At 58.4% G+C, this 18,269-nt stretch carries 19 protein-coding genes; 8 read left to right on the forward strand and 11 right to left on the reverse strand.

Translation table 11 applies throughout. The features are described 5' to 3' along the window. Window positions 1-137: 137 nt before the first annotated feature. Together ACMG4M_RS07265 and ACMG4M_RS07270 are read right to left on the reverse strand one after the other, a co-directional pair. Window positions 138-1,058: an SDR family oxidoreductase gene (locus ACMG4M_RS07265; RefSeq protein ID WP_414431041.1), complete on the reverse strand. Its 921-nt coding sequence runs from the start codon at window positions 1,056-1,058 to the stop codon at window positions 138-140. A gap of 288 nt (window positions 1,059-1,346) precedes the next feature. Next, window positions 1,347-1,817, reverse strand: a complete 471-nt coding sequence (locus tag ACMG4M_RS07270; RefSeq protein WP_414431042.1) for a MaoC family dehydratase — start codon at window positions 1,815-1,817, stop codon at window positions 1,347-1,349. A gap of 215 nt (window positions 1,818-2,032) precedes the next feature. Between ACMG4M_RS07270 and ACMG4M_RS07275 the strand changes: the two genes are divergently transcribed. Continuing rightward, window positions 2,033-2,662, forward strand: a complete 630-nt coding sequence (locus tag ACMG4M_RS07275) for a TetR/AcrR family transcriptional regulator (protein WP_035247503.1) — start codon at window positions 2,033-2,035, stop codon at window positions 2,660-2,662. A 153-nt stretch (window positions 2,663-2,815) separates the two neighbouring features. On the opposite strand, the gene ACMG4M_RS07280 is transcribed toward ACMG4M_RS07275, so the two are convergent. After that, window positions 2,816-3,589 (reverse strand): enoyl-CoA hydratase/isomerase family protein, encoded by a 774-nt coding sequence (locus ACMG4M_RS07280; RefSeq protein ID WP_272962948.1) that lies wholly within the window; start codon window positions 3,587-3,589, stop codon window positions 2,816-2,818. 184 nt (window positions 3,590-3,773) lie between these two features. On the opposite strand from ACMG4M_RS07280, the gene ACMG4M_RS07285 reads away from it, so the two are divergent. The 5 genes from ACMG4M_RS07285 (at window position 3,774) to ACMG4M_RS07305 (ending at window position 8,568) form a co-directional block, all read left to right on the forward strand. Continuing rightward, window positions 3,774-4,451 (forward strand): histidine phosphatase family protein, encoded by a 678-nt coding sequence (locus ACMG4M_RS07285; RefSeq protein ID WP_035250272.1) that lies wholly within the window; start codon window positions 3,774-3,776, stop codon window positions 4,449-4,451. Between the two features lie 45 nt (window positions 4,452-4,496). Then, window positions 4,497-5,705 carry an acyl-CoA dehydrogenase family protein gene (locus ACMG4M_RS07290; RefSeq protein ID WP_272980329.1) on the forward strand — a complete coding sequence of 403 codons (1,209 nt, stop codon included), beginning with the start codon at window positions 4,497-4,499 and terminating at the stop codon, window positions 5,703-5,705. A gap of 79 nt (window positions 5,706-5,784) precedes the next feature. Further along, the gene (locus ACMG4M_RS07295) at window positions 5,785-6,831 is read left to right on the forward strand and encodes a phosphotransferase family protein (protein ID WP_349380016.1); all 1,047 of its coding nucleotides are present in this window, start codon (window positions 5,785-5,787) and stop codon (window positions 6,829-6,831) included. A 108-nt stretch (window positions 6,832-6,939) separates the two neighbouring features. Continuing rightward, the gene (locus ACMG4M_RS07300) at window positions 6,940-7,704 is read left to right on the forward strand and encodes an SDR family oxidoreductase (RefSeq protein ID WP_035250278.1); all 765 of its coding nucleotides are present in this window, start codon (window positions 6,940-6,942) and stop codon (window positions 7,702-7,704) included. Window positions 7,705-7,797: 93 nt separating this feature from the next. Next, window positions 7,798-8,568, forward strand: coding sequence for an SDR family NAD(P)-dependent oxidoreductase (locus tag ACMG4M_RS07305; protein WP_272962951.1), 771 nt, complete (start codon window positions 7,798-7,800; stop codon window positions 8,566-8,568). Window positions 8,569-8,757: 189 nt separating this feature from the next. Here the strand turns inward: ACMG4M_RS07305 and ACMG4M_RS07310 are convergent, their stop codons facing one another. The 3 genes from ACMG4M_RS07310 to ACMG4M_RS07320 all read right to left on the reverse strand — a co-directional run bounded on the left by ACMG4M_RS07310 (window position 8,758) and on the right by ACMG4M_RS07320 (window position 13,604). Further along, window positions 8,758-10,806 carry a TonB-dependent receptor family protein gene (locus ACMG4M_RS07310; protein WP_414431043.1) on the reverse strand — a complete coding sequence of 683 codons (2,049 nt, stop codon included), beginning with the start codon at window positions 10,804-10,806 and terminating at the stop codon, window positions 8,758-8,760. Window positions 10,807-11,055: 249 nt separating this feature from the next. Continuing rightward, window positions 11,056-11,991 (reverse strand): metal-dependent hydrolase, encoded by a 936-nt coding sequence (locus tag ACMG4M_RS07315; RefSeq protein ID WP_052043098.1) that lies wholly within the window; start codon window positions 11,989-11,991, stop codon window positions 11,056-11,058. A 188-nt stretch (window positions 11,992-12,179) separates the two neighbouring features. Continuing rightward, a complete protein-coding gene (locus ACMG4M_RS07320; RefSeq protein WP_414431044.1) occupies window positions 12,180-13,604 on the reverse strand; it encodes an aldehyde dehydrogenase family protein in 1,425 nt (474 codons plus the stop codon). Window positions 13,605-13,890: 286 nt separating this feature from the next. Here ACMG4M_RS07320 and ACMG4M_RS07325 point away from each other — a divergent pair, with 286 nt between their 5' ends. Both ACMG4M_RS07325 and ACMG4M_RS07330 read left to right on the forward strand, forming a co-directional pair. Then, the gene (locus ACMG4M_RS07325; protein ID WP_414431045.1) at window positions 13,891-14,691 is read left to right on the forward strand and encodes an IclR family transcriptional regulator; all 801 of its coding nucleotides are present in this window, start codon (window positions 13,891-13,893) and stop codon (window positions 14,689-14,691) included. Window positions 14,692-14,714: 23 nt separating this feature from the next. Then, window positions 14,715-15,170, forward strand: a complete 456-nt coding sequence (locus ACMG4M_RS07330) for a PaaI family thioesterase (protein WP_084573532.1) — start codon at window positions 14,715-14,717, stop codon at window positions 15,168-15,170. A gap of 299 nt (window positions 15,171-15,469) precedes the next feature. On the opposite strand, the gene ACMG4M_RS07335 is transcribed toward ACMG4M_RS07330, so the two are convergent. Genes ACMG4M_RS07335 through ACMG4M_RS07355 form a run of 5 tightly spaced genes read right to left on the reverse strand, consistent with a single transcriptional unit; the run spans window position 15,470 to window position 18,253 of the window. After that, window positions 15,470-15,916 carry a chemotaxis protein CheX gene (locus ACMG4M_RS07335; RefSeq protein WP_272962955.1) on the reverse strand — a complete coding sequence of 149 codons (447 nt, stop codon included), beginning with the start codon at window positions 15,914-15,916 and terminating at the stop codon, window positions 15,470-15,472. Window positions 15,917-15,926: 10 nt separating this feature from the next. After that, entirely contained in the window at window positions 15,927-16,382 is a 456-nt protein-coding gene (locus tag ACMG4M_RS07340; protein ID WP_414431123.1) for a CheR family methyltransferase, read from the reverse strand. 7 nt (window positions 16,383-16,389) lie between these two features. Then, complete coding sequence (locus ACMG4M_RS07345) at window positions 16,390-16,752, reverse strand: hypothetical protein (protein ID WP_414431046.1); 363 nt, start codon at window positions 16,750-16,752, stop codon at window positions 16,390-16,392. Continuing rightward, on the reverse strand, window positions 16,749-17,864 hold the full coding sequence (locus ACMG4M_RS07350) for a protein-glutamate methylesterase/protein-glutamine glutaminase (RefSeq protein WP_414431047.1): 1,116 nt from the start codon (window positions 17,862-17,864) through the stop codon (window positions 16,749-16,751). The genes ACMG4M_RS07345 and ACMG4M_RS07350 overlap by 4 nt, the downstream gene beginning before the upstream one ends. After that, window positions 17,861-18,253 carry a response regulator gene (locus tag ACMG4M_RS07355; protein ID WP_349380012.1) on the reverse strand — a complete coding sequence of 131 codons (393 nt, stop codon included), beginning with the start codon at window positions 18,251-18,253 and terminating at the stop codon, window positions 17,861-17,863. Before ACMG4M_RS07355 ends, ACMG4M_RS07350 begins: the two co-directional genes overlap by 4 nt. Between the last annotated feature and the right edge of the window lie 16 nt (window positions 18,254-18,269).

The following is an 18,269-nucleotide window of genomic DNA, read 5'->3' on the forward strand; positions in this document are numbered from 1 at the left end:
CTGTGGGGGAGGGTGCAGCAGCCTGAAGTATGTGAGAAGCGAGTGACGAGTACCGAGTTTCGAAGTACAAACCCTGGTTGCTAACGTGTTCTGGTTTTGCCTTTCGAAACTCGGTACTCGCCACTCGCTCCTGTCCTTTAACCCAGCTTGATGCCTTTGGCCTGAGCAGCCTTGGTGAGAATCTTGGTGACATGGTCGCCGCCGGCGAGAATTTCCCGGGCGTTGTCCATGTTGCCGATCTGCTCGAAATGGGAGGCGACGCCATCCACATTTCGCTTGTCTTCATCAAGGTAGACGCCTTCGCTTTCCATCAGGCGAACCATGGCGTAGCAGCCGGCACCTGCCAGTACGATGCGGTGGGTCGGTGCCTTGTTACTGCACAGGAACAAGACTGCCGGGGTGATTTCCTTTGGCTCCAGCATGGCCAGCACTTCCGGGGGCATAAGATCTTCGGTCATGCGCGTGGCGGCAGTGGGGGCGATGCAGTTGACCTTGATGTCGTATTTTTCCCCTTCGATACACAGGGTATTCATCAGCCCGGCCACGGCCATCTTGGCGGCCCCATAGTTGGCTTGACCGAAGTTGCCGTACAGGCCGGATGTGGACGTGGTCATGACGATACGGCCGTAGCCCTGTTCGCGCATGATTGGCCATACCGCCCTGGTGCAAATTTCGGAGCCGGTCAGGTGAACGGCGACCACCTTGTCCCAGTCGTCCTGGGTCATTTTCACAAAGCTCTTGTCGCGCAGGATGCCGGCGTTGTTGATCAGCACATCAATGCGGCCCCAGATGTCCATGGCCTGTTTCACCATGGCGTCCACTTGCTCCGGGCTGGACACATCGGCGCCGTTGGCAATCGCTTCACCACCGGCGGCCTGGATTTCAGCCACTACCTGCTCGGCAGCTTCGCTGGAACCACCACTGCCATCGCGAGCACCGCCGAAGTCATTGACCACGACCTTGGCGCCCAGACGCGCCAGCTCCAGCGCATGGCATTTTCCCAGGCCGTTACCGGCGCCGGTGACGATGGCTACCTGGTTATCAAAACGGATTGTCATGCTTCTCTCTCCCAATAATCTTCATTAAATACCCTTTGTAGGAGCGTCGCTCGCGGCGCGATAACCAAAGCCAGAATCAAAAGCCTTTTCACCACAGAGGACACAGAGAAAAACGGTCTTTTCCTTAGTGATCTCTGTGTCCTCTGTGGTAAATCCGACTTTCAGGTTTTGGGTTTATGCACTTCGTTCCGGTTCGCGCCGCGAGCGACGATATACGCTTCGCTCACCCTACGGACCGACCTATGGTCGTTACTCTGCTGCGCTACGTTCCTACGGTGTCTTGCTAAATCAAGCTGGTACAATCGCCAGGCTCAGCCATTCGGCGATCAGAGCAGGTTTATCCTGGCCTTCGATTTCCACTTCCACACCATGGCGCAGTTGCCATTCTTTATCGGAGCGCTGCTTCACTTCCAGCAGGGTGAATTTGCCGCGCACCTTGCTACCCTCGCGCACCGGGTTCATGAAGCGCACCTTGTCGAAGCCGTAGTTGATGCCCATTACCTGGCCCTTGATAGTAGGCAGCACGTCCATGGCCATGGCGGACAGCAGCGACAGGGACAGGAAGCCGTGGGCGATGGTGGCGCCGAAAGGGCTTTCCTTTGCGGCCCGTGCCGGGTCCGTGTGGATCCATTGGGGATCTTCGGTCAACTCAGCAAAGCCGTCGATGAGCTGCTGGTCCACGGCTCGCCACTGGGACACGCCCACAGCTTCACCGGTTTTTGTCTGCAGTTCCTCAATCGTAATCTGCGCTCTGCTCATGGGGCTCTCCCTAATCGTGGCGCGAACGCGCCATATTTTCAGAATATTATTTCAAAAATAACAGTATGGGAGCGGCGTAACTGGCCGTAAAGGGTGAAAAGCGCCATGAAGGGCGAGAATTCCGTCACTGCTGTGCGGGAGGGTCAATGGTGAGGGGCCCCGGGTATGTCACTATTTTCCGATAAAATTGGTCTGCACCGTGATTGAGGAGCACCATGCCAGAACAAAGTGAAGCCCTGCTTACCGATCCCCGTGATGCGATTCTCGATGCGGCGGCCCTCTGTTTTATGGAGAGGGGTTTCAATGCCACCAGTATTGATGACATTGCCCGGCGTCTTTCTGCGACCAAGGGGATGGTGTATCACTACTTCGATTCCAAGGCGCAGCTCTTCTTCGAGATCCATCACCGGGCCATGGACGCGCTTTTTGAAGAGCTGGAACCGGTGGTCGGTTCCGATCTTCCTGCTCCGGAACGTTTTACGGAAATGGCCCGCTGCTATGTGCGCACCCTGATCCGTACTCAGCCTTACCAGCGTACCGTTTCGGAAGCGGTGCAGATGTTGCTGCGCAGCAGCACCACCGAGGCCCAGCGTGCCCAGCTCGAGCGCTTGCAGGAGCGTCGCAAGCGCTGCGAGGGCCTGTTCCTGACCGTGCTGGAAGAGGGCATCGCCAATGGAACCATGCGTGCAGCACGACCGAAGATGTCCATCAAGCCCGTCTTCGGCGCCATGAACTCGGTAATCAACTGGTACCAGCCCCGCGACTCGGAAACGCCGGCACAGCGGCAGGGTGTGGTGGATGAGGTGGTGCTGGTGGCACTGCGTGGAGTGATGAAAAATAGTTAACAGTTGATAGTTGTCAGTTGACAGCTACACGGGAAAATTTGATCGCGTTTTTAACGCCGGAGCCGCGCCTATAACCATGTCGTTGCCTTCGGCGTTTTTCATATAGAGAAATTCTTGCCTGGGGTTTCGCTGTCAACTTTCAACTGTCAATTATCAACTTCCTTTTAGGAATTTAGAAAACCGCTCCCTTGTGTCCTCGCTGAACATCCGCTCGGCAAACAGCACACTTTCTTTTTCGATCTGGCTCTTAATGGCTGCGTCGCTCTGGCGCAGCAGTTGCTTGGTCATGGCCATGGCTGTTGGAGATTTCTCTGCCAGTCGCTGGGCCAGAGCCTGGGCGGTGGGCTCCAGTTCGTCAGGAGTGACCCGGTAGGCGACCAGGCCGCAGCGCTCCGCTTCCTCCGCTGTCAGGGTATCGCCGGCCAGTAGTAGGCGGTTGGCATTCTGGCGACCTATCAAAGCGGGGAGCAGCAGGCTGGAACCCGCTTCCGGCACTAGCCCCAGGTTAATGAACGCGGTCTGGAAGCGGGCATCGTCGGCGGCCACCACCAGGTCCGCATGGAGCAGCAGGGTAGTGCCAATGCCGGTGGCGTTGCCCTGCACGCCAATCACCACTGGCTTGTCCAGGGCCATCAGGGCATGCACCAACACCATGGCAGGGCTGAGAGTGCCGTTGTCCCGGCTGGCCGGGTCCGCGTTGAGGAAATCGCCGATATCGTTGCCGGCGCACCAGGCACGGCCGTTGCCGGTGAGCAGTAACACATGCAGATCGTCCCTTTCTGCCAGATGGTTTACGGCACGGGTCAGGTCCTGGTACATGCTGGCGGTCATGGCATTGAGCTTGTCAGCCCGGTCCAGCGTCAGATGCAGGACGGCACCGTTTTCACTGGCCTGAACAAAGCCACTGGTGAGGGTCAGATCTGTCATGAGGGGGCTCCGGCTGTTAGAGGGCAGGAATCGAAGGTATCGGAACACTATTCCGAATAACAGCCAAATCGCCATGCAGCATATTCATTCTGCCGGATTCAAAATATCAATTTCACTAACTCAAGGGGCTGCACTAGGCTGGGATCATTGCTAACCGATCTCTTGCCAGCTGTAAGGATTTCACATGGCCCAGTTCTACCTCGTCCGCCACGGACAGGCATCGTTCGGCACCGACAACTATGATCGCCTCTCGGAACTCGGCCACCAGCAGGCTCGCTGGCTGGGGGAGTATTTTGCCGAACGGGACATGGGCTTCGATGCGCTGCTTTCCGGGGACTTGGTGCGCCATCGGGAAACCGGTGCCGGAATCTGTGAAGGGCTGGGCGTGGCGTTGCCGGAAGATATTCACGCCGGGCTTAATGAGTTCGATTTCCAGTCTATCGTTGATGCCTACCTGAGCCAGTATCCGGAACAGGCCCCCGGTGAAGGGGCGCCAGTGGCGGCATTCTACAAGGCGCTGAAAACGGCCATGAAGCACTGGCGTCTGGACGAGCTCACCGGTGATCTACCGGAAACCTGGCAGTCCTTTTCTGACCGGGTGCTGGCGGCCCGCAACCATATCCAGAAAGAGTACAGCGACAAGGACCGCGTTCTGATCGTCAGCTCCGGTGGCGCCATGGCCATGTTTCTCAAGCATGCCCTCAACGCCGCCGATGACACCGTGGTGGAACTGAATCTGCAAATTCGCAACAGCAGCGTGACCCACGGCTTTTTTAATAACAAGGTGGTGCGCATGGCCAGTTTTAACAATGTGCCGCACCTGGATCGTCCGGATCGCTTTGAAGCCATTACTTACTTTTAACGCAGCACAAAGACTGTAACGAATAAGCAAACAAGGGAGAGCTACATGGATTTTCAATACACAGAAAAAGTGCAGGACCTGATCAACCAGGTACGTCATTTCATCAATACCGAGATTCGCCCGGTGGAAGGGCTTTATCACGAACAGCTGGAAAAAAGCCCGTGGGAAACCCCGCCGGTAATGGAAGAGCTGAAAGAGAAAGCCCGGGCCAAGGGGCTGTGGAATCTGTTCCTGCCCAAGGAATACGGGGATTACAGTGCCGGTCTTAGCAATCTGGAATACGCGCCGCTGGCCGAGGAAATGGGCCGTAGCCGTATTGCCTCGGAAGCCTTTAATTGCGCCGCGCCGGATACCGGCAATATGGAAGTGCTGGCCAAGTACGGCAATGAGCAGCAGAAGAAAGACTGGCTGCAACCGCTGCTGGAAGGCCGTATCCGCAGTGCCTTTGCCATGACCGAGCCGGAAGTGGCGTCGTCCGATGCCACCAATATCGAAACCCGCATTGAGCGTGACGGCGACGACTACGTGATCAATGGCCGCAAGTTTTATATCAGCGGCGCAATGCGCAAGACCTGCGAGATCATGATCGTGATGGGCAAGACCGATCCGGACAATCCGAATCGCCATGCGCAGCAGTCCCAGATTCTGGTGCCCACCAACACCCCCGGGGTCAATATCGTGCGCCCGATGCAGGTGTTTGGTTACAACGACGCGCCGGAAGGCCATGCGGAAGTGGTCTTTGACAACGTACGGGTGCCCAAGGAAAACATGATCCTGGGTGAAGGGCGTGGCTTCGAGATTGCTCAGGGCCGCTTGGGCCCGGGCCGCATCCACCACTGCATGCGCCTGATCGGTGCCGCCCAGGAATCCTTCGAACTGATGGCCAAGCGTGTCAATGAGCGTGTGGTGTTCGGCCAGCCCATGAGCAAGCAGGGCTCAGTGCGTGAAGATCTGGCTCGTTCCTACTGTGAAATCGAGCAGGCACGGCTGATGACCTTGAAGGCGGCAGACACCATGGACCGCGAAGGTAACAAAGTCGCCAAGGATTTGATCGCTATGATCAAGGTGGTTGCACCCAATATGGCGTTAAATGTGATTGATCGGGCGATTCAGGTCCACGGGGCGGCGGGGCTGAGCCAGGATACTCCGCTGGTCAACTTCTTCAGCTATGCCCGCACCTTGCGGCTGGCGGATGGACCGGATCAGGTGCACATGATGCAGCTGGGCCGCAACCTGGCCAAATACTTCGCCTGAGAAGCGGTGTTTGCCCGGGGTGTTTATTGCACTCCGGGCTTTGCCTATTGCGCAGCAAACAGAATAACAGGAGAGCTCCATGTCCCAGGTGGATACGCTGGATACACAGAAACTGGCCGAATACCTTGAACAGCAAATCGATGGCTTCAAGGGGCCCATCGAGGCTGACAAGTTCGAAGGCGGTCAGTCCAACCCCACCTTCAAGATCACTACACCGTCTGGTGCCTATGTGTTGCGCCGGCAGCCGCCGGGCAAGCTGCTCAAGTCTGCCCATGCGGTGGATCGCGAGTTCCGCGTCATGGCGGCTCTGAAAGATACGGATGTACCGGTGCCACGGGTACTGCATCTGTGCGAAGACAGGGACGTGATCGGTTCCATGTTCTACGTCATGGAGTTCTGTGAAGGACGCATTCTGTGGGGCGCCTCTTTGCCGGAAGCCGGCGAGGGCGTGGCAGGCAACGCCACCCGCGCTGCCATGTACGAAGAGATGAATCGTGTGCTGGCAGCCCTGCACAGCGTGGATCTGGACGAGGTGGGCCTGGCGGATTACGGCAAGCCCGGCAACTACTTCGAGCGGCAACTGGGACGCTGGACCCAGCAGTACGAAGCCTCCAAGTTGCAGGACATCCCTGCCATGGACGAGTTGATCGCCTGGCTGCAGGCCAACCAGCCGGAAGACGACGGCCAGGTATCGCTGGTTCATGGCGACTACCGGCTGGACAACATGATGTGGCACCCCAGCGAGCCGAAGGTCATCGCGGTGCTGGATTGGGAGCTGTCCACCCTGGGGCACCCGCTGGCGGACCTGGCCTACCAGTGTATGGGGATGCGCATGCCACAGCGGGGCGCCAAGATGGCGGGCCTGCAGGGTGTGGATCGTAAGGCTCTGGGGATCCCCACTGAAAAAGAATATGTCGATCAGTACTGCCAGCGTCGCGGCATCGACCGCATCGACAACTGGGAATTCTATCTGGCCTTCAGTTTCTTCCGTCTTGCTGCCATCTGTCAGGGTGTGGCGAAACGTGCTGTGGATGGGAACGCGTCCAGCAAAGAGGCGTTTCAAGTCGGTGCGCTGGTCGACCCGTTGGCATCCATGGCCGTACAGATCATCAAAGAAGGGGCGTAAGCCCCATTGTAGGAGCCATGCTTGCATGGCGAATTGGCAGTCGCTCCGGTTCGCCCTGCAAGCATGGCTCCCACCGTATTGTTTTTTGCTTTTTTCGGGAGAGTAGTAATGAGTACCAAGCTGTTTAACCTTGAGGGCAAGATTGCCCTGGTCACCGGCGCCAGCCGGGGAATTGGTGAAGAGATTGCCAGACTGCTGGCGGAGCAGGGCGCCCACGTGATTGTCTCCAGCCGCAAGATCGATGGCTGTCAGGCGGTGGCGGATGCGATCAAGGCAGACGGTGGTAGTGCCGAAGCCTTTCCCTGTCATATCGGAGAGATGGCGCAGATCCAGGCGATCTTTTCCCATATCCGTGATGTGCACGGCAAGCTGGATATTCTGGTCAACAACGCCGCGGCCAATCCCTTCTTCGGGCATATTCTGGATACCCCGGTGGACGCTTTCGACAAGACTGTGGATGTGAACCTGCGTGGTTACTTCTACATGTCCGTAGAGGGCGCCAAGCTGATGCGCGAGCACGGTGGAGGCGCCATCGTGAATACGGCATCCGTGAATGGCCTCACTCCGGGCGACATGCAGGGTATCTATTCAATCTCCAAGGCGGCGGTGATCAGCATGACCAAATCCTTCGCTCAGGAATGCGCTCAGTTCAATGTGCGGGTGAATGCGTTGCTGCCGGGCCTGACCAAGACCAAGTTTGCCGGTGCCCTGTTTACCAACGAGGACATCTATGATTCCGCCATCAGCCAGATCCCCATGCGCCGCCATGCCGATCCGAAAGAGATGGCGGGCACCGTGCTGTATCTGGTCTCCGATGCGTCCAGTTATGTGACCGGGGAATGCGTTGTGGTAGACGGTGGCATGACCATCTAAATAGCTACGAGCTACGAGCTACGAGCTACGAGCTACGAGCTAGAAGCTAGAAGCTAGTGGCTCGTCGCTGTTCGACTTTCAGGAGAACCTTTCATGGATCCAATTCTGGATTTTACCGGCAAGACAGCGCTGATTACCGGCGCGGCCAGTGGTTTTGGCAAGTTGCTGGCCGAAGAGCTGGGCAAGCGTGGGGCGGCGCTGGTGTTGGGGGATATCAATATGGATGCCCTGAACACGCAAGCCGAAGCGCTGGCGGATCAGGGCGTTAAAGTGGCGGCGTTGCGTTGTGATGTGTCCAGTGAAGCGGACTGTAAGGCCATGGTGGAAACCGCACTGGCACAGTTTGGCCACCTGGATATGGCGGTGAACAATGCCGGCATCGCCCATGGTTTTATCCCTTTCGATCAGCTCACCGAGGAAGTACTGGATCAGCAGGTGAACGTGAATGTGAAAGGCGTGATGTTCGGTATGAAGCATCAGATTGCCGCCATGAAGGAAAAGGGCGGCAGCATTGTCAACGTCAGCTCCATGGCGGGTCTGGGTGGTGCACCGAAGATCGGGGCCTATTCCGCCGCCAAGCATGCGGTAATTGGGCTGACCAAAACCGCCGCTGTCGAAGTGGCGAAGCGCAATATTCGTGTTAATGCGATCTGCCCGTTCTATACCCATACGCCCATGGTGGACGAAGGCAATTTGTCTGAAGACAAGGCTGCCATGCATGCCATGCTGGCGTCCGGTTGCCCCATGAAACGGCTGGGTCAGCCGGAAGAAATTGTCACCGTCATGCTGATGATGCTGTCGCCAGCCAACAGCTACATGAATGGTCAGGCCATTGCCGTGGATGGCGGTGTGTCTGCGTTCTGATTGTGGTTGGCAAGAAAGCCCTGGTCGCGTTTTCGCGGGCGGGGCTTTTTTATGGTCGTTAGAGCTACCAGGTTTTGTAGGAGCGCCGCATGAGGCGCGGACTACGAAGCTGCGTAGGAGGCTGCTTGCAGGCGAACAGGTTGGGGGATCACGGCGGTTCGCTTGCAGGCAAGCTCCTACAGGAGATCGCTACCAGTCCAGGGTAAATCCGGCGTAGTAACTGGTACCCGGCCCGGGCTCAAAATAACCACGGCTTTCCACCGGCCGGTCGCTATTGGCGTTGATGCGCAGGTTGCTGTAATAGTCGCGGTCGAGCAGATTGTTGATGCCGGTAAACAGGGTCAGCGTTTGTCGATTCAGCTTCCATGCCTTGCCGCCTCTCATGTTCACCAGCCACTCGCTGCCGACCCGCGTTCGATTAGTGTTTTCCGCATAGCGGTGGCCGCCCAGGATCGATTCCACTGACGCAAACAGGCCGCTTTCAGCCTGCCAGTCAACCTGTGCAAACAGCTGATGTTGCGGGATCCCAGGTAAACGTTTGCCGCTCACATCCGCATTCTGCTGGGTGTCGAAAAACTCCTGGAAACGGAAATCGGACCAGGTCCAGGACAGGGCCAGGGTAAGCTGGTCTGTGGTGGCATGTTCCAGCCCCAGCTCCAGGCCATCGCGGCGAGTCTGGCCGGCGTTCTGGTAAAAGGTGCGGCCGCCGATCTCATAGGGGGTAATTTCATCATCCACATCTACCCGGAATAGAGCCGCTTCGTAGAAGAGACGATCACCCAACGCACCACGGGCGCCCACCTCCCGGTTCAGTGCGGTTTGCGGTTCCAGGTCCGGATTGAAACCGCCCGCTCCGGAAGGGTTGGCCAGTTCGGTAAAGGTAGGGCTTTCAAAGGCAGAACTGACCGTGGTGTAGAGTGTGTGTGCGGGGCTGACTTGCCAGCTCAGCCCGGCACTATAGCTGTTTTCTTGAAACTCCCGGCGACCACTGTCGTTGCCATCAGTCAGTAATGCATCGTCGATGGTCATGCGCAGCCGATCTGCCCGACCACCGATTGTGAGCATCAGGCGATCGGACAAGTGACTATCCAGTTGCAGAAAAATGCCGTCGGCGCTGGCCTGTTGTTCTTCGTCGGCGGTGACGGCAGTGATGTTGCCAGTGGGGCTGACCGCCCGGCGACCACGGTCGTCTTGCTGACGATCCATATCGACGCCCACTAACAGCCGGTGCGGTAGCGTCAATACGGTAAAGGGCAGGGTGTAATCCAGCCGAGCGCCGTAAAACAGCCGGTGGTAATCAATCAGGCTGCTGCCGGGGAAGGGCAGTTGCTGGCGAAAATCTCGCTGGCTGATAAAGGCTCGGGCATTGAGCCGTCCGTTGACGAAGTCGTCATCACGGTAATGCAGGCCCAGGCGTTGCTGGTCGACCTGCTGACCGGCATCCAGCAGGGAGGCAAAGCGGCTGGCTTGCTGCCGGTCCTGGTGAGCCTGTTGACGGGTCAAGCCACCCGGGTCCTGGGCTACGGGGGTATCCATGGCGGTGAGAAAGACAGTGACCGTGCGGGTGTCGGCAAGATCCCAGCCGGCCTGACCGGTGAACTGATACTTGCGGATCTCACTCTGTTCGCGAAACCCCTGGTAATCCAGAGCCGTCAGACTGAGGGCGTGCTGGCCCTGATCATGTCGCCCCGAAGTCTGCACATTGGCTTGTTTTAGTCCGTGGTTGCCGCCGATCACCGACACGCTGGCGCTATCATTGCGGGTTTTCCCGGATTGTGTGGTGATGTCCACTACGCCACCGGTGGCGTTGCCATAGAACAGGGAGCTTGGGCCACGCAATACGGTGAGCTGTTCCACCGCAAACAGATCAATGCTGTCCAGTTGCGACTGGCCATCCGGCAGGGTTTCCGGGAAACCGTCCACATTCAGGCGCAGTCCCCTGACCCCGAACGGAGCACGGGAACCAAAACCCCGTGATGACAGGCGCAAGCCCTGGGCGAAGTTGTAACGGTTCTGCAGGTAAAGGCCCGGGACCCGGTTGAGGCTTTCATCCAGCTGCAGACGGGACTGGCCCCGCAGACGGCTGTCGGCATTGACGACTGTGACGGCGGCTGGCGTGTCGGCCAAAGGCCTTTCCATGCGGGTGCTGGTGACGGTCACCGGTTCCAGGGTTGCCGGTTCGGCAAACAGTGACAGCGGAGCCAGCAGAAGGAAAACGGTTAAATAAAGACACTTCATGAATGACACCCCATAGTTGCTAATGTACTACAGGACGCTGTCGTGGAAGCAAGTGAAGAAACACAGAAATAGCTGGGTGGATAGTAGGGTGCACTGAGCCTAAGGCGAACTGCACCATTCGGGCGCCTGATGGTGCAGTTCGCCTTAGGCTCAGTGCACCCTACATATTGCGTGGAGCATGAAGCGTGCTGCGTCTGCAATAAAAAAGGGCCGCATAAAGCGGCCCTGAAAGGAGAGAATCAGAATCGATCAGTGGGTTTTCTTGCCCTTGCGCTGGCTGGCCTGGGCATGCTGCTCGGTGAGCAGGCCTTCGGCGCCGAACAGCTTTTCACGCCACTCGTCCAGCAGCGCGTCGGTGTCGTGCTGGGAGGGGTGGAAGTCGCGCTTGAAGAAATCCAGATACTGGGGCGCCAGTTTGGTGAACAAGCCCTTGCGACCGAACAGGAACTTCATGCCATTCCAGTTGTTCTTCAGGTTCAGCAGGCGGCCATCGGAGGCCAGCATGCGCGCCTGAAATACGCCCAGTACGGCGAAGAACAGCACCGTGGTGGGGATCATGGCACCGGCACGAATGGCATAGCTGCCACTGACTTTTTCATACACGTCATAGGCAACGGTCTTGTGCTCGTTCTCTTCCAGAGCGTGCCACAACCACAGTTTCGCGGTGGCATCGTCGAGAATGCGGGCCTGGTGCTCCGGCTCGCGCAGCAGCTGCTCGGCGATGATGGCAGTGTAGTGCTCCAGGCACACGGTGGCTGCCAGCTGGAAAATCTTGGGGGTGCGTTTCTGCACCAGGCCGAGCAGCTTGCCCAGCGACTTGTCCAGCTTGTCGGTGGGGTAGCCGAATTTGACGCCCATCTCGTTCCAGGCTTCATGCTCTTTACTGTGCATGGCTTCCTGACCGATAAAGCCCGCTACCTGAGCTTTCAGCTTGGCGTCGGTGACCTCTTTGCGGTAGTGGCGCACGGAGTCCACGAAAAAGGCTTCGCCTTCCGGAAACAGGGCAGACAGGCTCAACCAGAAAGCGCTCAGGAAGGGATCGTTATCGTAGAAATAGCGCGCCGTGGTCTTGTCGTCGAACTGGAAGTCCAGGCGACGGGGGGGGATGTTCACTGTGGCGCCCAGCGGCACCTTCTGTGCGCTCTGCTGACCGGCTTTGATATTGCTGGATGCTGTTGTTGTCATGTGTCCTCCTGGTCCCGACCGGTTATCTCCGGCGGATGTCAAACTGTGACATTAACTAATGTCACGATACTCAGGGTTACAGCAGGACAGGTAAATGGCACTGTGGCGCCCCGGGCGGGGCGCTAGTGCCAGTACACAAAAAAAGGGTATTTGTGTCCGTAAATGACGGGTGAACCCCTGAGGCGGGATCAGCTTGGGAGGAACAGGGACTGGGTCTCAAGAAACTCTTCCAGCCCGAAGCGGCCCCATTCGCGGCCGTTGCCGGATTGCTTGTAGCCACCAAAGGCCCCCTGCAGATCCGGGCCGGCACCATTGATATGCACCATGCCGGTACGTAACCGGGCTGCCACCGCGCGGGCGTCGCTGTCTTCCCCGAACACATAACCGGACAGGCCGTAGTCGGAGTCGTTGGCGATGGCCACTGCTTCATCCACATTCTGGTAGGGAATCATCACCAGTACCGGGCCGAAAATTTCCTCGCGGCCAATGGTCATGGTGTTGCTGACCTGGCTGAAGACAGTGGGGCGGGCGAAATAGCCGGCTTCCAGTCCCTCCGGCTTGCCGGTGCCGCCGGCAACCAGTTTGGCCCCTTCTTCCACGCCTTTTTCGATCATGGATTGCACCCGCTGGTACTGGCGGCCATTGGCAATGGGGCCGATCACGGTGTCTTCGTTCTGCGGGTCGCCCGCCACAATCGTGCTGCAGGCTTCGGCGGCAATGGCCTCTGCCTCCGCCAACTGGTCGGCGGGTACCAGCATCCGCGAAGGAGCGTTACAGCTCTGGCCGGTGTTGTTCATCATCGCCCGCACCCCGTGGGTAACAGCCTTTTGCAGATCACAACCGGGTAGCAGGATGTTGGCGGATTTGCCGCCCAGCTCCAGGGAGACCCGCTTGATGGTTGCTGCGGCCTCGCGACTGACGGATTCACCAGCCCGGGTGGAGCCGGTGAGTGACACCACATCAATACGCGGGTCACTGGACAGCAGCGGACCAACCCGGGCGCCATCACCATGGACCATATTGAAGACCCCGGCCGGCAGGCCCGCTTCGTCAATGATCTCGGCCAAAATCTGTGCTGACAGCGGGGCAAACTCGCTGGGCTTGAGAACCATGGTGCAGCCGGCGGCGATGGCCGGCGCCACCTTGCACATGACCTGGTTCATGGGCCAGTTCCAGGGGGTAATCAGAGCACAGACCCCGGCAGCGGCCCGTCGAATCTGCGCCTGGCCGAGCTGTTCTTCAAAGGGGTAATCCCGGGCCACGGCCAGGGTAGTTTTCAGATGGCCTAGGCCCATGGGGGCCTGCACCTTGCGAGCCATGCTGATGGGCGCGCCCATTTCCTGGCTGATGGCCTGGGCGATCTCTTCCAGTCGCGCCTGGTAACCCTCGGCAATCTTTTCCAGGTAGCCCAGCCGGGTTTCCAGCGGCTCGGCGCTGAACGCCGGAAAGGCCGCTGCCGCGGCACTAATGGCGGCATCGATATCCGCTGCGCCGCCCATGGCCAGCTCACCCAAGGGATTTTCCGTGGCCGGGTTGATCACGGTATGGCTGCTGGCGCCATCGGCAGGGTTGACCCATTCACCATTGATATAGAACTGTTGCAGCGAGCCCATGGGGATGTCCTTTTGTCGGTTGCTTATTGAGTCAGAATACCCACAATACAATAATGGAACGAAGTTTTAAAATATTGACCGCTCGGTCTGTAACATGACATGGTTTAGATGCCTGCAGTGTGGATCCCATTGTGCGTGAGGCCTTGGGTCATGACCATGACTGGCTTATGCAGGTGGAACCGCTTTTTGCTATATTTGCGCGGTGAATACATAACTATAAGTGGAATCTATGCCCGCTGTGCCGGGGAACGGTTCCCGATCCCGAAGCCTGAAAGGAAATACAACAATGCGCAGAGCTGTTGCTGACGTGGGCACCAACGACAAAGACCGGAATTTCGTCACCGCCCTGGCGCGGGGGCTGGATATTCTCCGCTGTTTCGGTCCGTCCGATGAATACCTTGGCAACGCGGAGCTGGCCAAGCGCACCAATATTCCCCGTCCAACGGTATCGCGCATGACAGCCACCCTGACCCAGCTCGGTTACCTGCGCTATGTGCCGCAATTGGAGAAATACCGCCTGGGCCCCGGGGTCCTGGATCTGGGTTACCGTTATCTGGCCAGCGAAGGGGTGCGTGAACTGGCTCGTCCCTTTATGCAGGAGCTGGCCGATGCCACCGATTGCATGGTGGCGATCGGGGCGCCGGATGGCGCCCAGGTGACCTATATCCAGGTATGCCAGGGCAATGGCCCGCTGGTGTTGCGCCTGAACATCGGCTCCCGCGTGCCCATGGCTACCTCGGCGCTGGGACGTGCTTTTCTGGCGGCGACTCCGGAGTCAGAGCGTGAGCAATATTATGAACAGATCCGCCGGCAGGACCCGGCGGCCTGGCCGGAACTGGAGCGCAGCCTGCAGTCCGCCTATGAGGAGTATCAGGAGTACGGCTTCTGCATTTCCGACGGCGAGTGGAACCGGGATGTGAGCGGCGTTGCCGTGCCACTGATTCTGGATGGTGGTGCCCAGGTGGTGCCGTTTAACTGCGGGGGCTCTTCGCTGCGCCTCAGTCGTCGTACCCTGATTGAAAACCTGGGGCCACGACTCAAGGATGTGGTGGCTCAGGTGGAACAGATGGTGCAGGGACGGACCTGATTGCCCCTTGTCGAGGACAACACATGTCAGCAGTACCGCCATCCGCGTTTTCCATGGAAGACGCCAATGCGCGTTTCAATAATGGGTTTCCTGCCCTGATCGGGCTGCATTTCCTGGAGTGGGAAGAAGGCAGGGCAGTACTGGGTCTTCAGGTACGCCAGGAGCACTTGAATCTGGGCAACGTGATTCACGGTGGCGTGCTCGCCACGCTGATGGATGTGGCCGGTGCCTGTGCAGGAACCTACTGCCCCTATCCCGAGAGAGTCCGCAAGGCGGTTACCCTGTCCATGACCAACACTTTTACCGGCCAGGCTGGTGAAGGTTTGATCCGTGCCATTGGCACACTTCGTGCCGGTGGTTCCCGAATCTATAACAGCACCATGGAAGTGTTCGATCAGCAGGGGCAGCTACTGGCCATGGGCGAGGGTACGTTCCGGTTGCGGTCCAGTAGTGCGGGGCCGGAGGGCGAGCCTGTCTGATGCGAACTACACTCGTTGTATAGGGAAAGATTGATGTTCCCCAGATTTCTACGAAGCCGCTTTAGGAGCACCTATTGAGGTGCGAACCTCGCGGAGCGAGGAAACCGTCCGCAGGGCGATCAGGAGCGCCAGGTGCCGCCAGAGTGATCTGGTGCCACCTGCATAGCCTGCGTCCTCGCCCAGGTTCGGATTCGTCCCTCAAGAGGAACTCCTACAGTGGCTTTGTAGATGTCACGGTGCTATGCGTGTTTGCTAGAAGCTCGTGGCTAGCCACTAGTCGCTTATTTTGATTCTTCGCCTCAATGCTCCGCTGGCTGCAGGCTGATTCGCAGCATTCCCTGACGATCATCGAATAACTGTACATCCACATTGTTACGATGCTCGCTGGGTAGTACAGCCAGTGGTACCGGCAGCGATAGTTGGCTGGGGCCGGGCAGGATGGCCTTGATGTTACCGGCAATGATGTTGGTCAGTTCGGTGAGTGCGTCGACCACGTCTTCACCGGTCACCGCGTCATCCTCTTTTCGGAACATCTCGCCGGCAATCCGTTGGCCCAGGCTTTCGCAGGTGCTGACGGTCACGCTGCCTTTCCACTTTCCCGAAATCGAAATCTCAGCGCCATTGTGAATCATCGGTGGCGGACCGCTTTGGGCTCGCACCGGAATTTTCAGGAAATCGCTGAGCACATTGGCGCCGATACGGGCAATTTTCTGTGACAGCATGGCGGGTTGTGGCGAGATATCCATGTGAGCACCTTCACGCGGGTTGGTAAAAAGGGCGGTGACTTCCGGAAATGGCCGGGACAAAGCCGGCGGTTTTTTCCAGGCTTTCGGTGGAGCCAAGCAGCAGGTAACCGTCATTGGCGGTATGTTTGCGCACTCGGCCCAGTACTCGCTGGCGGTCCTCCATGGAAAAGTACAGCAGCACATTACGCAGCAGTACGATGTCGAACACCGGAAGGCTGTCCGGCCATTCCCGGACCAGGTTGATTTTTTGAAAGCTGATTCGTTCGCGAATAGCCGGTTTGATCTGCCAATCCAGGCCCTGCTGCTCGAAATAGAGCGCCATATTGCGGGCGGGCAGCCCCCGGTTCATTTCGTTGAGCCCATAACAGCCCTGTTGTGCCTTGTTCAGTGAAGACTGGGAGAAATCGCTGGCGATCAGGGTGACATCCCAGTCTTTCAATTGCGGGAAGTGTTGGTCCAGCAGCATGGCCACGCTATAGGCTTCCTGACCGGTACCTGCAGGCGGCGCTCCAGATGCGCAAGGTCTTGTCGCGTCGCCGTTTTTCCAGCAGGGCAGGGATCATGGTGTCGAGAAAGCTCTGGCTGAGAATCGGGTCGCGGAAAAAATAGGTTTCGTTGATTGCCATGGCTTCCACCAGCTCGGTCCGCAGTGCATCGTCAGCAACAGTAGAGGCTTTTTCGATCAGCGCATTGATGTCGCCATGGGTGTGTTGTCGAGCCAGGTTCTGCAACCGGGCCTCGGCCAGATACACTTTGTCCGGCGGCAAGCTGAGCGCGATCTGGTCAGAGAGGAGATGACACAGGGTGAGGTAGCTGTGTTCGTCGATACAGCTCATCCATGTACCTCGGGATTCATGGCTGCTAGCTGTCGTGCACGAAACGTGGGCCGGCCACGGTTAACCCGTCGCATAATCTCCGCCGCCATGTCTTGCAACGGAAGCTCCGCGCAGGCAAGGCCGGCCCGTGATACCACCCCGGGCATTCCCCATACCGCGCTGGTGGGTTGGTCCTGCACTAGGATCTGTGCGCCGGCCTTGGCCAGTTGGCGACAGCCTTCCAGGCCGTCCTGGCCCATCCCCGTCAACACCACAGCCAGCACATTGGGACCATAGGCTTTGGCGGCGCTGGCAAACAGAATATCCACGGCGGGTCGGCAGAAATTCACTGGCTCGCTGCGCTGGGGGGCGACCAGGGTGTTGTCACCAACCTTATCCACGGTCATGTGATAGTCACCGGCGGCCAGCCAGACCTGGCCCGGTTCGGCACGCTGGCTACTGTCGCATTCAGCCACGCTTAACGATGCGTTCTGGTTCAGGCGTGTGGCCAGGGCGCGGGTAAACACCGCCGGCATGTGCTGCACCACCAGAATGGGAACAGGGAAATCACCAGGCAGGGCCGGGATCAGCTGGCCCAGGGCGCGTGGCCCGCCCATGGAGGCACCGATTACCACCAGATCCACCCGTGATGGAATGCGATGATGCTGGAGCTGGGATGCTACCGGACGGGGTTGAGGGGTCGGAGTCACTGACGGCTTGCTGTCCCGTCGCAACAGGGTTTTGATTTTCCCGAGCAGGCTGGTCTTGATGTAGTCCCGCGCTTCAGCGGCAGTGCCCACCATGGCGGGCTTGGGCACATAATCGCTGGCGCCCAGGGACAAGGCCTCGATGGTTACCATGGCGCCGCGCTCGGTAATGGAGCTGAATACCAGCACTGGAAGTTCAGGGCGGCTTACCTTCAGTTCCTTGAGCATTTCCAGCCCGCCCATGCCGGGCATTTCCACATCCAGAATCAGCAGATCCGCTTCCACCCGCTGCAATCGATCGAGGCCCTGGCGTCCATCACAAGCCGTGCCCACCACAACGATGTCAGGATCTTCTTCCAGAATCTGGGTGAGGATATGCCGCACTGCAGCAGTATCATCCACCAGAAAGACACGAATGTTGCTCATGCTTCCTCTGCTCTTTGCAGCCCCATCATTTCCAGCTTGCAGGCAAGGGCCTCGGAGGAAAACGGTTTCATCAGGTATTCATCGGCGCCTGCGGTGAGGGCTTCGACCATCTGGCCCACTTCCGCCTCACTGGTGACCACCAGTAACTTCATGTTGCTATAGCACGGCTTTTGTCGCACCGCGCGGATAAATTCCAGGCCGTTCATGACCGGCATGTTCCAGTCCACCAGGGCCAGAGAGGGAATAGTGTCATCCCCCTCCAGCAGGGTGATGGCCTGCTGGCCATCACCGGCTTCGCTGGTCTGGTAACCCAACTGCTGAAGCAGGTCCCCGAGGATCAGGCGCATGGCCCGGGAGTCATCAATGACCAGTGCTTGTGTGGTAGTCATGATCGTGGTCCCTCAA

It is taken from the genome of Alcanivorax sp. IL3 (assembly GCF_047495465.1).
Taxonomy (GTDB): Bacteria; Pseudomonadota; Gammaproteobacteria; order Pseudomonadales; family Alcanivoracaceae; genus Alcanivorax; species Alcanivorax jadensis.